Annotated in this window: 9 protein-coding genes; 6 read left to right on the top strand and 3 right to left on the bottom strand. The window is 65.3% G+C overall.

Features of this window, described 5'->3' with window-relative positions; all coding sequences use genetic code 11:
• Positions 1-157: 157 nt before the first annotated feature.
• The 3 genes from GGD65_RS29095 (at position 158) to GGD65_RS29085 (ending at position 7209) form a co-directional block, all read left to right on the top strand.
• Entirely contained in the window at positions 158-1834 is a 1677-nt protein-coding gene (locus tag GGD65_RS29095) for a thiamine pyrophosphate-requiring protein (RefSeq protein WP_312017736.1), read from the top strand.
• Between the two features lie 86 nt (positions 1835-1920).
• The gene (locus GGD65_RS29090) at positions 1921-5481 is read left to right on the top strand and encodes a GAF domain-containing protein (protein ID WP_183237411.1); all 3561 of its coding nucleotides are present in this window, start codon (positions 1921-1923) and stop codon (positions 5479-5481) included.
• A 27-nt stretch (positions 5482-5508) separates the two neighbouring features.
• Positions 5509-7209 carry an alpha/beta-hydrolase family protein gene (locus tag GGD65_RS29085; protein WP_183237410.1) on the top strand — a complete coding sequence of 567 codons (1701 nt, stop codon included), beginning with the start codon at positions 5509-5511 and terminating at the stop codon, positions 7207-7209.
• Between the two features lie 103 nt (positions 7210-7312).
• On the opposite strand, the gene GGD65_RS29080 is transcribed toward GGD65_RS29085, so the two are convergent.
• Positions 7313-8896, bottom strand: coding sequence for an MDR family MFS transporter (locus tag GGD65_RS29080; RefSeq protein ID WP_183237409.1), 1584 nt, complete (start codon positions 8894-8896; stop codon positions 7313-7315).
• Between the two features lie 163 nt (positions 8897-9059).
• Positions 9060-9575, bottom strand: coding sequence for a YcgN family cysteine cluster protein (locus GGD65_RS29075; protein WP_018315810.1), 516 nt, complete (start codon positions 9573-9575; stop codon positions 9060-9062).
• Between the two features lie 294 nt (positions 9576-9869).
• Here GGD65_RS29075 and GGD65_RS29070 point away from each other — a divergent pair, with 294 nt between their 5' ends.
• The 3 genes from GGD65_RS29070 to GGD65_RS29060 are packed head-to-tail and all read left to right on the top strand — an operon-like array spanning position 9870 to position 13327.
• Entirely contained in the window at positions 9870-12158 is a 2289-nt protein-coding gene (locus GGD65_RS29070) for a transglycosylase domain-containing protein (RefSeq protein ID WP_018315809.1), read from the top strand.
• A gap of 9 nt (positions 12159-12167) precedes the next feature.
• Positions 12168-12746 (top strand): DUF1214 domain-containing protein, encoded by a 579-nt coding sequence (locus tag GGD65_RS29065; RefSeq protein WP_018315808.1) that lies wholly within the window; start codon positions 12168-12170, stop codon positions 12744-12746.
• A complete protein-coding gene (locus tag GGD65_RS29060) occupies positions 12743-13327 on the top strand; it encodes a DUF1254 domain-containing protein (protein WP_183237408.1) in 585 nt (194 codons plus the stop codon). The genes GGD65_RS29065 and GGD65_RS29060 overlap by 4 nt, the downstream gene beginning before the upstream one ends.
• Before the next feature lie 200 nt (positions 13328-13527).
• Here the strand turns inward: GGD65_RS29060 and GGD65_RS29055 are convergent, their stop codons facing one another.
• On the bottom strand, positions 13528-14487 hold the full coding sequence (locus GGD65_RS29055; protein WP_183237407.1) for an alpha/beta fold hydrolase: 960 nt from the start codon (positions 14485-14487) through the stop codon (positions 13528-13530).
• Positions 14488-14491 lie beyond the last annotated feature (4 nt).

Genomic DNA, 14491 nt, shown 5'->3' with positions numbered 1-14491 from the left:
TCTCGTCGCGACATTCTGATCAATGGTGAGACGGCGCGGCGAATCTCAACGTCACGATGGCGCCCCGTCCTGCGCGCGCGTTCTGCATGGCTGACCTCCCCGCCGGTGTGATCCACCGCGCTTTACGCCTCCTGAATTTCCTGATCCTCTCCCCGTAATCGCCGGATCAACCGGTCAAGCCTCAAGGGAGAGAGACGCCATGAAGCTCGGCACCGCCATTGCGGAAATCATGAGGCGCGAGGGAATCGAGATCCTCTGCGGCTATCCGGTCAACCATCTGATCGAGCATGCGGCCAAGGCCGAGATCCGTCCGGTGATGGTGCGGCAGGAGCGCGTCGGCATCCACATGGCGGATGCGATCTCGCGCGTGACCTCGGGGCACAGCATCGGCGCGTTCTGCATGCAGCATGGGCCCGGTGCGGAGAATGCGATGGGCGGCGTCGCACAGTGCTTTGGCGAATCCGTGCCCGTGCTGGTGCTGCCGATGGGTTATCAGCGCAGGCTTGCGCATGTCGAGCCGAACTTCAATTCCAGCGAGGCGATGAAGCCGTTCGCGAAATCGTCGGAGCCGATCATTCTGGCCGCCGAGGTCGCCAACATCTTCCGCCGCGCCTTCACCAAGCTGAAGAACGGCCGCGGCGGTCCCGTGATCGTCGAAATCCCCTCGGACATGTGGAACGAGGAGGTGCCGGAGCCGCTCGACTACAGGCCGGTACTGCGCACCCGCTACGGCGCCGACCCCGTGCATGTGAAGGAGGCGGCAGCCCTGCTCGTCAACGCCAAGCGTGCGGTGATCTATGCCGGCCAGGGCGTGCATTACGCGCGGGCCTGGCCGCAGTTGCAGCGGCTCGCGGAGCGGCTGGCGATCCCCGTCACCACCAGCTTAGGCGGCAAATCCTCGTTTCCGGAAACGCATCCGCTCTCGCTCGGCTCCGGCGGACTTGCGGTGCCGCGCGCGGTGCCAAAATTCCTCGCCGAGGCCGACATCATCTTCGGCATCGGCTGCTCCTTCACGGAAACGAACTTCGGCATCGCGATGCCGAAGGGCAAGACCATCATCCATTCCACGCTCGATCCCAACCATCTCAACAAGGATGTAGAGGCGAAGATCGGCCTGGTCGGCGACGCCGGCCTCGTGCTCGACGCGCTGCTGGAGGAGATCGGTAAGACCGTCACTGCTGATCGCGATGCGTCAGCGGTCGCGGCCGAGATCGCGGCCTCGCACAAGGAATGGCTGGCGAAATGGATGCCGAAGCTCACCAGCAATGACGCGCCGCTCAGCCCGTATCGCGTGCTGTGGGATCTCCAGCACACCGTCGACATCGAGAACACCATCATCACGCATGATGCCGGCAGTCCGCGCGACCAGCTCTCGCCGTTCTGGAAATCGGTAAAACCCCTCACCTATCTCGGCTGGGGAAAGACGACGCAGCTCGGCTACGGCCTCGGCCTGGCGATGGGGGCGAAACTGGCAAAGCCCGACAAGCTCTGCATCAACGTCTGGGGCGATGCGGCGATCGGCTTCACCGGCATGGATTTCGAGACCGCGGTGCGCGAGCGCATCCCGATCATGTCGATCCTGCTCAACAATTTCTCCATGGCAATCGAATTGAAGGTGATGCCGGTCTCGACCGAAAAATATCGCTCGACCGACATTTCCGGCGACTACGCCGCAATGGCGCGCGCCTTCGGCGGCTATGGCGAGCGGGTGACGAGGCCGGAGGACATCATCCCCGCGATCAAACGCGGCATCGAGAAGACGAAGGAAGGCATCCCGGTGCTGCTGGAGTTCATCACCAGCAAGGAGACGGAGGTGTCGCGGCCGGGCACGTGAGGCAAGCCAGACGCTGGCTCCGGCCGCAGGGAATGTGATAATCCGCCTCGGTGCCGCGCCTGTCGCGGCATCAAGCCGGATTGCAAATGACCAACCTTTCCCATGACATCGCCGATGAGCTCGCAGCCGAGAATGCGCAGCTGCGCAACGCGCTGGCAACTGCGCGGGATCGCCAAAGCGCCAGTGCGGAGATCCTGCGCACCATCGCGGCCTCGCCCTCCGATGCCCGGCCGGTGTTCGAGGCGATCGCGTCGAGTTCCAAGCGCCTGCTCGACGGCTTCTCCGCCACCGTGCTTCAATTCATCGGCGACGAGCTGCATCTCGTGGCGTTCACGCCGACCAGTCCGGAAGCGGACGAAGGGCTCAAGGCGTCGTTCCCGCGCAAGATCACGGAGTTTCCGACCTTTGCGCTGGTACGCGGCGGCGAGACGATCCAGTTTCCCGACAGCGAAGCCGCCGACGTGCCGCAGCTGAACCGCGATCTGGCGCGGCTGCGCGGCTTCCGCAGCGTGCTGTTCATGCCACTGATGAACCGGGGCACGCCGGTCGGCATGATCAGCGTCACCCGCGCCGAGCCGGGCGCATTCGCACCCGACCTCGTGCAGCTGCTCCAGACCCTTGCCGACCAGGCCGTGATCGCGATCGAGAATGCACGGCTGTTCAACACGACGCGCGAGGCACTGGAGCGCCAGACCGCCACCGCCGATATTTTGAAGGTGATGGCGGCCTCGCCCTCGGACGTGCAGCCGGTGTTCGAGGCCATTGCGGCCAATGCCAACCGGCTGATCGGCGGCTTCTCCACGGCCGTGCTGCGCTATGTCGATGGCGCCGCCCACCTTGCCGCGTTCACGCCGACCGATCCGGCCGGCGATCGCGTGCTGCAGGCCTCGTTCCCGGTGCCGTTCGCGCAGTTCCCGCCCTACCAGCTCGTGGCCAAGGGTACGGCGGCGCAACTGCCCGACACCGAGCTCGAGCCGGCCGCCCGCGACATCGCGCGCGCCCGCGGATATCGCAGCATGCTGTTCGCGCCGCTGATGAGCGAGGGCGAAGCGATCGGCATCATCATCGCGACGCGCCGTGCGACCGGCGCCTTCACCGAGCATCATGTGCGGCTGCTGCAGACCTTCGCCGACCAGGCTGTGATCGCCATCAAGAATGTCAGCCTGTTCAATGCGACGCGGGAGGCGCTGGAGCGTCAGACCGCGACCGCCGACATCCTCAAGGTGATCGCGGCTTCGCCTGCCGACGTCACGCCGGTGTTCCAGGCCATCTCCGACAGCGCCAAGACGCTGATCGGCGGACATTCGTCCACCGTCACCCGCGTGGTCGACGACAAGCTGCATCTGGCCGCCTTCACCACGGATAATGCAGCCGGCAATGCCGATCTGCTCAGCTCGTTCCCCGCACCGCTGTCGTCGCCGGGCATTCACAGCCGGGTGGCTCGAAGCGGAGAATATGCCTTCCGCAGCGACATGCAGAACGAGCCTGATCTCACCGAGGCCATGAAGGAGCTGGCGCGGACGCGGGGCTATCGCAGCATCCTCGCGGTGCCGATGCTGCGCGACGGCGTCGCAATCGGCACCATCGCCGTGACGCGGCCGCAAGCCGGCAAATTCCCGGACAAGGCCATCAACCTGCTCAAGACCTTTGCCGACCAGGCCGTGATCGCGATCGAGAACACGCGCCTGTTCAACGAGGTGCAGGCGCGGACGCACGAACTCGCAGAGTCACTGGAGCAGCAGACTGCAACATCGGAGGTGCTCAGCGTCATCAGCCGATCGGCCGGGGATCTCGCGCCGGTATTCGAGGCGATGCTCAGCAAGGCAATGCAGCTCTGCGGCGCCAGCTTCGGCGTGCTCAATACCTACCACGGCACGCAGTTCCGCACAGCCGCCACTTACGGACTGCCCCCCGCTTACGATGAATACCGCCGCAAGGCGCCCCTCAACTATGGTTCGGCCACCGCGCCCGCGCGTCTTTTGAAGGGCGAACCGTTCGTCGAAATTGTCGACCTGCTGGAGTCAGACGTCTATCGCAGCGGCGAGCCGAATGGTCGGGCGCTGGTCGATCTCGGCGGCGCCCGCTGCCTGCTCGCGGTGCCGTTGCTTCAGGATGAGCGCGTGGTCGGCAACGTCATGATCTTCAGGCAGGAGAGCCGACCGTTCTCGGAGAAGCAGATCACCCTGCTGAACCAGTTCGCGGCGCAAGCCGTGATCGCCATCGAGAACGCGCGGCTGCTCAGTGAATTGCGTCAGCGCACCGAGAATTTGACCGAGTCGCTGCAACAACAGACGGCGACTGCCGACGTGCTCAAGGTTATCAGCCGCTCGGCGTTCGACTTGCAGGCCGTGCTCGATACGCTGGTCGAATCGGCGGCGCGACTATGCGAAGCCGATATGGCGGCGATTACCCGCAAATCCGGCAGCTCCTATTTCCGGGCGGGCTCCTACGGCTTTCCAGCCAAATTCGTCGAATATGTAAGAGACCTTCCGGTCCGGCCGGATAGGCGCACCATCACGGGCAGGACTCTGCTCGGCGACAAGGTTGTTCATGTCACCGATGTGCTCGAGGACCCCGATTACTCCTTTGAAGGCCAGGAATTGAGCGGCAATCCGCGTAGCTTCCTGGGTGTGCCCCTACTGCGCGAAGGCAGCACCGTTGGCGCTATTGTTCTCGCACGTCGCGCGATCCGGCCGTTTAGCGAAAAGCAAATCGAACTCGTTACCAGTTTCGCCGACCAAGCCGTCATCGCGATCGAGAATGTGCGCCTCTTCGACGAAGTGCAGGACCGCACCCGGGAGCTTGCGAAGTCGCTCGACGATTTGCGCGCGGCGCAGGATCGCCTGATCCAGACCGAGAAGCTCGCTTCCCTCGGCCAGCTCACCGCCGGCATCGCGCACGAGATCAAGAACCCGCTCAACTTCGTCAACAATTTTGCCTCGCTGTCCACCGAATTGACCGACGAGCTGAACGAGGTGCTCGCGCCCGTGACGCTCGCGGACGATATCCGCGGCGAAGTCGACGAGCTCACCGGGCTTCTCAAGGACAATCTCGGGAAAATCGTCCAGCACGGACGGCGCGCCGACTCCATCGTCAAGAACATGCTGCTGCATTCGCGCGAGGGCGGCGGCGAGCATCGGTTGAGCGACGTCAACGCCGTGGTCGAGGAGAGCCTCAACCTCGCCTATCACGGCGCACGGGCCGAGAAGCCGCAGTTCGACGTGACGCTCAAACGCGAGCTCGATCCGGCCGCTGGCTCGGCCGACGTGTTCCCGCAGGAGATCACGAGGGTGCTGCTGAACCTGATCGGAAACGGATTCCATGCGGTCGCCAAGCGCAAGGCGGAGACCGAGGCGGCCGGTTACGAGCCGGTCGTGACCGCCGCGACCCGCGACCGCGGCGATCACGTCGAGATCCGCATCCGCGACAACGGCACCGGCATCCCGGACGAGGTGAAGGAAAAGATGTTCAATCCGTTCTTCACCACCAAGCCGGCCGGCGAAGGCACGGGCCTCGGATTGTCGATGAGCCACGACATCGTGGTGAAGCAGCATGGCGGCACGATCGACGTCGCGACCGCGCCCGGCGAGTTCACCGAATTCACGATCGTGCTGCCGCGCAAGAGCAGCTTTTCAGGCAAGCCCTGAGGATAATTTCGCCCGGGAGGCGTTTTGATGAATCTGGCGCGGTTCATTCGGCGGCAACTCCTCTCGCTATCCGGCGTCGGCCTCATGCTTGGCGCGCTGTTCTTCGCGGCTGCACTGACGCCGACCCTGATCCCCAGGAGCTATCTCACGCAAGGCGTCCTCGCCGGCGGCTGCTTTGCGATCGGCTATTTCGCCGGCGTGCTGTGGCGGCGGCTGTGGCACTATCTCGAACTGCCCGAGCCCTCGGCGCGCGCCAGATCGATTGCGAATGCGCTGGCGGCAGCCGCCTGCCTGCTCGTCGTCATCGTCTTTCTGTGGCGAGCAGCCGAATGGCAGAACTCGATCCGCGCCGTGATGAAGATGGCGCCGGTCGAGACCGCGCATCCGCTCAAGGTCTGCATCATCGCCCTGATAACCTTCGTCGTGCTGCTGGTGCTGGGGCGGCTGTTCACGCTCCTCGCCCGCTTCCTCGCCGAGCATACGAGGCACGTCATTCCGCGGAAGCTCGCCAACGTCATCGGCGTAGTCGCCGCAGGCCTGCTGTTCTGGTCGATCGCCAGCAATGTCCTGATCAACGCGGCGTTTCGCGCACTCGACTCCTCCTTCCGCGAACTCGACGTCCTGGTCGAGCCCGAGCGGCCGCAGCCGACTGATCCCGGTCGGACCGGAAGCCTGGCATCACTGGTGAAGTGGCAAGAGCTCGGGCGCATGGGGCGCCGCTTCATTGCCTCGGGTCCGAACGCAACCGAGATCAGCGCCGTCAGCGGAAGGCCGGCGCAGGACCCGATCCGGGTCTATGTGGGCCTCGCCGGCGGCGCCACCGCGCAGGCGCGCGCCAGGCTTGCGCTCGAGGAGCTCAAGCGCCAGCACGGGTTTGATCGCAAGATCCTGATCGTCGTCACCCCGACCGGCACCGGCTGGATCGACCCTGCAGCGATGGACTCCGTCGAATATCTCCACCATGGCGATGTCGCCAGCGTCGCGATGCAATACTCCTATCTCAACAGCCCGATGTCGCTGTTGTTTCAGCCCGAATACGGCGCGGAGGCGGCGCGCGCGCTGTTCGCGGAGATTTACGGCTACTGGACGACGCTGCCGAAGGACAGGCGGCCGAAACTTTATCTGCACGGGCTCAGCCTCGGTGCCATGAACTCGGAGAAATCCGCGGAGCTGTTCGAGATGATCGGCGATCCCATCGCCGGCGCGCTATGGAGCGGGGCGCCGTTCGAGAGCCGCTTCTGGCGCTCGATCACGGCGAACCGCAATCCGGGATCGCCGGCGTGGCTGCCGGAATTCCGCGACAACCGCTTCGTGCGCTTCATGAACCAGAACGGACCGACGGTCCCGGCAGACGCGCCGTGGGGTCCGATGCGCGTCGTCTACCTGCAATATGCCAGCGACGCGATCACCTTCTTCGCCTATCGCGATGCCTACCAGGCCCCGGCCTGGATGAGCGCGCCGCGCGGGCCGGACGTGTCACCGGAGCTGCGATGGTATCCGATTGTGACGATGCTCCAGCTCGCCCTCGACATGGCGGTTGCGACCAACACGCCGATGGGCTTTGGCCATGTCTATGCGCCCGAGCATTATGTCGATGCCTGGATCGCAGTGACCGATGTCCATGACTGGTCCGCCGGCGCGCTGGCGCAGCTCAAAGAGCAGCTTGCGGCGAAAGCGCGGAAGACAGGCGCAGGCAATGCCGACGACGATCCCGATCGCGGCGGCTAGAGCATGATCCGGAAAAGTGCGCAGCGGTTTTCCGAAGAGATCATGCTAAACAACAACCTAAAGCGCGATGACGATTCATCCTCATCGCATCGCGCTTAGGCGCCTACTCCGCCATCTCCACCGGCTGCGCCGTGGCGGGACCGGCCAGCGGCCGCTCCTCCATCGCGATCAGGCACAGCGCGGCGATGGTCATCAGCGCGGTGGCGGCGCCGAACACGTAGCGGAAGGCGTGGCGCATGTCGTCAGCGAGGATAGCGACGGCGCCTGCGGCGTGGTGCTCGCCGGCGAGCGGCACGTCGATGCCGAGCGCGATCAGCAGGATCGCGGCGAACGCGGCGACCGTGAACGAGGACATCAGCGAGCGGAAGAAGTTCATCGCGCCGGTGATGGTGCCGACCTGCGGGCGCGCGACCGAGTTCTGCAGCGAGACGACGCACACCGGGAAGGTGGTGCCGAGCCCGAGCGCGAACGCCGCCATCAGCGTCAGCAAGCCCCACAGCGGCAGAGTGGTGAGCGTGAGGCCGAGGCCGCACAGCGCGGCCCAGGAGGTGCCGATGATCGCGACGCGCTTGTAGTGCTTGGCACGGGCCATGGTGCGGCCGGCGACGGCCGCGCCGACGGTCGAGACCGCCGCGAGCGGGATCAGCGCAAGACCCGCCTCGCTTGCGCTCAAATGGTAGACCGACTCGTAATAAAGCGGCAGCTGCACGGTGAGGCCGGTGATCGCCCCGAGCCCGCAGCCGCCGGCGGTCAGCGCGAACGGCGCGACCGATCCGGTCAGCAGCTTCAGCGGCAGGAACGGCTCGTCGGCCCGCCGGGCGTGCCACACGAAGCTGACCGCGAGCGCGACGGCGCCTCCCACCATCGCCAGCACGGTCGGCGACAGCCAGGGGTAGCGCGAACCGCCCCAGGTCAGCACCAGCATGAAGACGACGGCGGAGGCCATCAGCAGCACGCCGCCGAGCCAGTCGACCTTGCGCTTGCGGTGGAACACCGGGATCTTCTTCATCTTCGGCAGCAGCATCACGATCGCCGCAGCCGCGAGCGGCAGGTTGATCCAGAAGATCATCGACCAGTGCAGATGCTCGGCGAACACGCCGCCGATGACCGGGCCCAAAATGCCGCCGACCATCCAGACGCTGGAGAAATAGGCCTGGTACTGGCCGCGCTCGCGCGGGGAGACGACGTCCGAGATCACGGTCTGCACGACCGGCATGATGCCGCCGCCGCCGAGCCCCTGAAGGCCGCGCGCCAGAATCAGCATCGGCATGTTCGGCGCGACCGCGCACAGTACCGAGCCCGCCACGAACAGGCTGAGCGAGATGATGATCATGACGCGGCGGCCGTAGATGTCGCTGAGCGTGCCGAACACCGGCGCGACTGCGGTCGAGGCGAGCAGATAGGCGGTGATGACCCAGGAGAGATTGGAGACGTCCTGGAACTGGCGCCCGATGGTCGGCAGCGCGGTCGCCACGATGGTCTGGTCGAGGGCCGCCAGGAACATCGTCAGCATCAGGCTGATGACGATGGTGCGGACCTCGTCCTGCGACAGCGGCACCGGCGGCGCGATGGAGGGCGCATCATCGACGCTGATGACTTCGCTCGGAAGCCGGGACAGCTCCTCGGCGATATCGTCAGGCAAAGTCTGGATATCGGCAGAACCGCTCTGCCGGTCGAACTTGTTCATCTCGCTCGGACGTCGTGGGGCGGCGCAACGCCGCAAAGGATTCGTTCTATGCAGCCCAATGTAGACAGCAAAGTTCTTCCCAGGCAGACGCCGCGGCGCATGGGTGCATCCCGCCCCCGGGCCATCCCGAAGACGTGATCGCCGCGCAAGACCTGACGGCGGTTCAGTCCTTCGGACGTCGCTTCAGGCGAGCCCGCTTCGGCAGCAGGGCCGGCCATTGCACGATGTGGTCCTCGAGCTCCTCGTCCGGGATCTCGTCCTCGCTGCCTTCGACCCGGCCGCGCACGGAGACGCCGGCGTCATGCACGGTGTTGGGATCACCGGAGACCAGCGGATGCCACCAATAGAGATCGCGCCCTTCGGCGACGAGCTTGTAGCCGCAGCTCGGCGGCAGCCAGTTCAGGGTGCGGACATTGGCCGGGGTCAGGCGGACGCAGTCAGGAACCTTGTCGGAGCGATTCGGATAGTCCTTGCAGGCACAGCTCATCCCATCGAGCAGCTTGCAGCCGATATGGGTGAAATAGATCTGCCCGGTGTCCTCGTCCTCGAGCTTGTTCAGGCAGCAGCGCCCGCAACCGTCGCACAGGCTCTCCCATTCGCCCGCCGACATCTCTTCCAACGTCTTGGTTTTCCAGAAGAATCCCTCCTGGCCTGAAGGTCGTTTGGGAACTGCGGTCATGCGCCTCAACAAAGGTTCGAAAGAGCTACGGCTTAAGCCATCTAGGGCGTGCGGCCGGGGTGGTGCAAGCAAGGCGCCTTTGAGGCCCGTAATGACCCGGGGTCAATTAGGCCTGTTGTTCAAAATCGCGAGCCTGACCATTGGTTTATGGGCCCCGCTCGGCTAGAAGGAACAGCAAGTCCCTCGGATGCTGGCCGGGCGCCTTGGGTTTGCCGCAACATTCCCTCAAGACGTCTCGATGCCGCCCCCGGCCGGGTGCTTGAACGCTTTCGAACCAAGCCTCAAGGGTTCTAGGTGCGCCAGATCATACCACCGCATTGGAAGCAGAAGGTCCGGAATTTCTTCCTGGACCTCGATGCGCGCATCGACTCCTCGCTGTTCTCCTCGGCCAAGGGCATCCGCGAGCTCTACGAGCGCTACTCGACCTTCATGGACCGCTTCTATGTCGGACGCTGGAAGCGCTGGGTGTTCATCGAGCCGCTGTCGGAGGCCGCCACCCTCGGCCTCGGCGGCCTGGTCGTGATGCTCACCCTCGCCATCCCCGCCTTCCGCGAGACCGCGGACGAGGACTGGCTGAAGAAATCCGATCTCGCCGTGAGCTTCCTCGACCGCTACGGCAACCCGATCGGCAGCCGCGGCATCAAGCACAACGACTCGATTCCGCTGGAAGACTTTCCGGACGTGCTGATCAAGGCGACGCTGGCGACCGAGGACCGCCGCTTCTACGAGCATTTCGGCATCGATATCGCCGGCACCGCGCGCGCGCTCGTCACCAACGCGCAAGCCGGCGGCGTCCGCCAGGGCGGCTCGTCGATCACCCAGCAGCTCGCCAAGAACCTGTTCCTGAGCAACGAGCGCACCATCGAGCGCAAGGTCAACGAAGCCTTCCTCGCGGTCTGGCTGGAATGGCGCCTGACCAAAAACGAGATCCTCAAGCTGTATCTGGACCGCGCCTATATGGGCGGCGGCACTTTCGGCGTCGACGGCGCGGCGCATTTCTACTTCAACAAATCCGCGCGCGACGTGACCTTGGCGGAAGCCGCGATGCTCGCCGGCCTGTTCAAGGCCCCGACCAAATACGCACCGCACATCAACCTGCCCGCCGCCCGCGCCCGCGCCAACGTCGTGCTCGACAACCTCGTCGATGCCGGCTTCATGACCGAGGGCCAGGTGTTCGGCGCCCGCCGCAACCCGGCCTTCGCGGTCGACCGCCGCGACGAGGCTTCGCCGAACTACTATCTCGACTACGCCTTCGACGAGATGCGCAAGCTGGTCGACACTTTCCCGAAGTCCTACACCGAGCGCGTCTTCGTGGTGCGCCTCGCCATCGACACCAACGTGCAGAAGGCCGCGGAAGACGCGGTCGAGAACCAGCTGCGCCAGTTCGGCCGCGATTATCACGCGACGCAGGCCGCGACCGTGGTCTCCGACCTCGACGGCGGCATCCGCGCCATGGTCGGCGGCCGCGACTACGGCGCCAGCCAGTTCAACCGCGCCACCGACGCCTACCGCCAGCCGGGCTCGTCGTTCAAGCCTTACGTCTACACTACCGCGCTGCTGAACGGTTTTACGCCGAACTCGATCGTGGTCGACGGCCCGGTCTGCATCGGCAATTGGTGCCCGCAGAACTATGGCCATTCCTATTCCGGCTCGGTGACCCTGACGCAGGCGATCACGCGCTCGATCAACGTCGTGCCGGTGAAGCTGTCGATCGCGATCGGCCAGAAGGAGCAGCCGAAGGCGCCGAACCCGGCCAAGATCGGCCGCGCCAAGATCGTCGAGGTCGCGCGCCGCTTCGGCCTCAAGGCGCCGCTGCCCGACACGCCGTCGCTGCCGATCGGCTCGGACGAAGTCACCGTGCTCGAGCACGCGGTCGCCTACGCGACCTTCCCCAACCGCGGCAAGGCGGTGACGCCGCATTCGGTGCTCGAAGTGCGCACCGGCGCCGGCGACCTCGTCTGGCGCTGGGACCGCGACGGCCCGAAGCCGCGGCAGGCGATCCCCGCCTCCGTCGCCGCCGACATGGCCGGCATGATGAGCCACGTCGTCAGCGAAGGCACCGCGCGCCGCGCCGCGCTCGACGGCATTCCGACCGCGGGCAAGACCGGCACGACCAATGCGTATCGCGACGCCTGGTTCGTCGGCTACACCGGCAATTTCACCTGCGCGGTCTGGTACGGCAACGACGACTACTCGCCGACCAACCGCATGACCGGCGGCTCGCTGCCGGCGCAGACCTGGCACGACATCATGCTCGCGGCGCATCAGGGCGTCGAGGTCCGGGAAATCCCCGGCATCGGCATGGGCCAGAAGCTGCCGCCGCAGCACGTGAGCAACGCGCAGGCCAATGCGGCGCCGAAGGTGCTGGAGACCAAGCCGGGTCCGCCGCCGGTGCTGACCAAGCGCGGCGCCGACATTTTGGTGCGCGTCGAGAAGCTGCTGGATGACGCCGCCAAGACGGCAAAGAAATCGGCGGATGCCGACACCAAGGCGGCCAGGCCGCCCTCGGCGACGAGCGCGCTCGCCTTCCCGCAGAACTATGCGGAAGAGAATGCCAACGCCTCCGCCCCGCGCAAGAACTGATCGAAACAAGTGCGGCTGATCCTGATCACATTGACGGCCCTTCTGCTCGCGACGGTGGTGGGCCTCGGCGCAACCTGGATGACGACGACGCGCGGCACCGAGATCGGCGCGCTGACCATCGGCGCCTGGACCGCACGGCCGCGCACCGGCACCGCCGACGTCGATCCCTATTCGCGTGCCACCATCGTGCGCAACGGCGAGCTGCCGATCGGCACCGGCGACGGCGTCGCCTTCACCGCCACCACCGACGACAAGAAGAAGGCGCTCGACGGCCGCTGCGACGTGATCGTCTCCGGCGTGACGCCGCCGGCGCGGTTCTGGACGCTGACGCTGTACGACCGCAAGGGCCACCTCGTCGCCAACTCGCTGGCCCGCTACGGTTTCACCAGCCAGGAGATCGTGCGCCAGTCCGACGGCTCGTTCGAGATCCGCATCGCTTCGCGCTCGCGCGCCGGCAACTGGCTGCCGACCGGCGGCATCGAGCGTTACGCCCTGATGCTGCGCCTCTACGACACGCCGGTGGGCGTTGCGACGCGCACCCAGCGCGATGCGCCGATGCCGACGATTTCGACGGTGGGCTGCTCATGATCCGCCTCCTGTTCACCGTCGTTGCCGGCGTGGTGCTGGGCCTCGTGGTCCACCTCGTCAGCGTGCTGGCGCTGCCGCGGATCGCGACGCAGGATGCCTATTCGCGACTGACGCCGATGACGAAGCTCAACGGCGTCAGCCAGCTTCCCCTCGCCGATCCCAACACTTCACCCATGCCGTTCATGGACCCGGCCTTTGCGCTGGCGATCTGCCGCTACGACCTCACAAGCGGACCGATCAAGCTGACGGTGCCGGTGAGCCAGGCCTACACCTCGGTGTCGTTCTACACCCGCAACGAGATCGCCTATTACGCCATCAACGACCGCTCGGCGGGCCGCAAGGTGATCGAGCTCGACCTGATGACGGAAGCGCAGCACAACGAGCTGCCCGAGGACGAAGAGGTCACTGCGGCCGACCGCCTGATCATCGACTCCCCCAGCACCACCGGCCTGATCGTGATGAAAGCGCTCGCCCCCGAGCCCGGCCTGATGCAGCAGGCGCAGGCAACGCTTGCAGCCGCGAGCTGCGGCCCGCAGACCGAACAGCCCACCAAGGCCGAGGCCCCGCGCGGCCGGCGCTGAGCGCGGCTGGTTCGGCGGCCCTCAAAACAAAAATCTGAAAAACAACCCCATGCACAGTAGGGACGTTGAGATCATCGGGCTTGTGCGTGGGCTCCTAAGCGCGCCCGGCGCCCAAATGTCGGCTCAGTGTCCAACAGCGGCGCGAAAGTGGCCGCGACTGAACTGCCACTTCCGGGACGCCCGCATTGCAACAGGAAACCCTATGCGGTCTTCAGCGGCGCGGTGAGCGCCAGCGCCGCCACGGCATCCGCTATTCCCGGCGAATCTGCATAGGTAACCATGTGACCGGCATCCTCCACCAAGTGTAGCATGGAGCGGGGCAACGCCTCGTGCAGGCGGCGCGACTGGTCGGCCTCGATGAGCCGGTCACTCTTCCCATGCACGATCCTGACGGGACACCGGATACCCTGATACTGAAGCTGCAATTGCGCAGCAGCGGGAATAAGGAACGCGCTCTCCTCGGCTGCCGCCCTCAACTGCTTGGGCCGGAGAGCCAACGAGATCGGAAATTCATTCTTGAATTCCGGCGGAATGGCACGCGGCGCGAACAGCGTGCGCATCAGCTTCGGCGCGATAGCCCACGATATGATCGGCGAGATCGTGTAGCGCATAAGATCGCCCAGCAGCGGCAGTGCCGGACCTGACATGAGCCAAAAGTCCATCCGAGAGGTTGGAAAATAGTAGCCGGACACAAGCACCAGCCCGCTCACGGCATAACCGCTTCTCAGCGCCAGCGCGATTGCCACCAGCGTTCCCCAGGAGTGGCCGAGCACCACGGGATTGCGCACTCCGAGCTGATCAAGGGCCTTCGCGAACAAGGAAGCTTGCGTTGTGGGCGTCCAGATGCGCGTGCGCGGACGGTCGCTGTAGCCAAACCCTGGCCGGTCGAAGCAAACAACGCGATAGTTGCGGGCCAGGCGGTCGACCAACCCGCTGAGGACGAGATCCTGAACCATGGTGCCATTTCCGTGGAGCAGTACCACGCAAGGCGCGGCGGCATCGCCCCGTTCGATATAGTGAAGGCGCACTCCGTCGCACACGGTGAAGATGCCGATAGGCGGATTCCTTCGCTCCGCTGTCACCTGAAACGTGATGTTGCAGAGGATAAGAAAGACAAGTCCTGCCAAAACGATCAGCAGAACGGCTTCAGTTGTCGACATGGTG

The sequence above is a fragment of the Bradyrhizobium sp. CIR18 genome (assembly GCF_014198295.1).
Classification (GTDB): Bacteria; Pseudomonadota; Alphaproteobacteria; order Rhizobiales; family Xanthobacteraceae; genus Bradyrhizobium.
The sequence above is the reverse complement of the archived record's forward strand: the minus strand, read 5'-3'. Positions and strand labels throughout refer to the sequence as shown.

What these genes read in the sequence shown, in the direction of transcription:
- GGD65_RS29090 (WP_183237411.1), top strand. Translation starts at nt 1,921, where the DNA reads ATGACCAACCTTTCCCATGACATCGCCGATGAGCTCGCAGCCGAGAAT.
- GGD65_RS29055 (WP_183237407.1), bottom strand. Translation starts at nt 14,487, where the DNA reads ATGTCGACAACTGAAGCCGTTCTGCTGATCGTTTTGGCAGGACTTGTC.
- GGD65_RS29080 (WP_183237409.1), bottom strand. Translation starts at nt 8,896, where the DNA reads ATGAACAAGTTCGACCGGCAGAGCGGTTCTGCCGATATCCAGACTTTG.
- GGD65_RS29085 (WP_183237410.1), top strand. Translation starts at nt 5,509, where the DNA reads ATGAATCTGGCGCGGTTCATTCGGCGGCAACTCCTCTCGCTATCCGGC.
- GGD65_RS29060 (WP_183237408.1), top strand. Translation starts at nt 12,743, where the DNA reads ATGATCCGCCTCCTGTTCACCGTCGTTGCCGGCGTGGTGCTGGGCCTC.
- GGD65_RS29075 (WP_018315810.1), bottom strand. Translation starts at nt 9,575, where the DNA reads ATGACCGCAGTTCCCAAACGACCTTCAGGCCAGGAGGGATTCTTCTGG.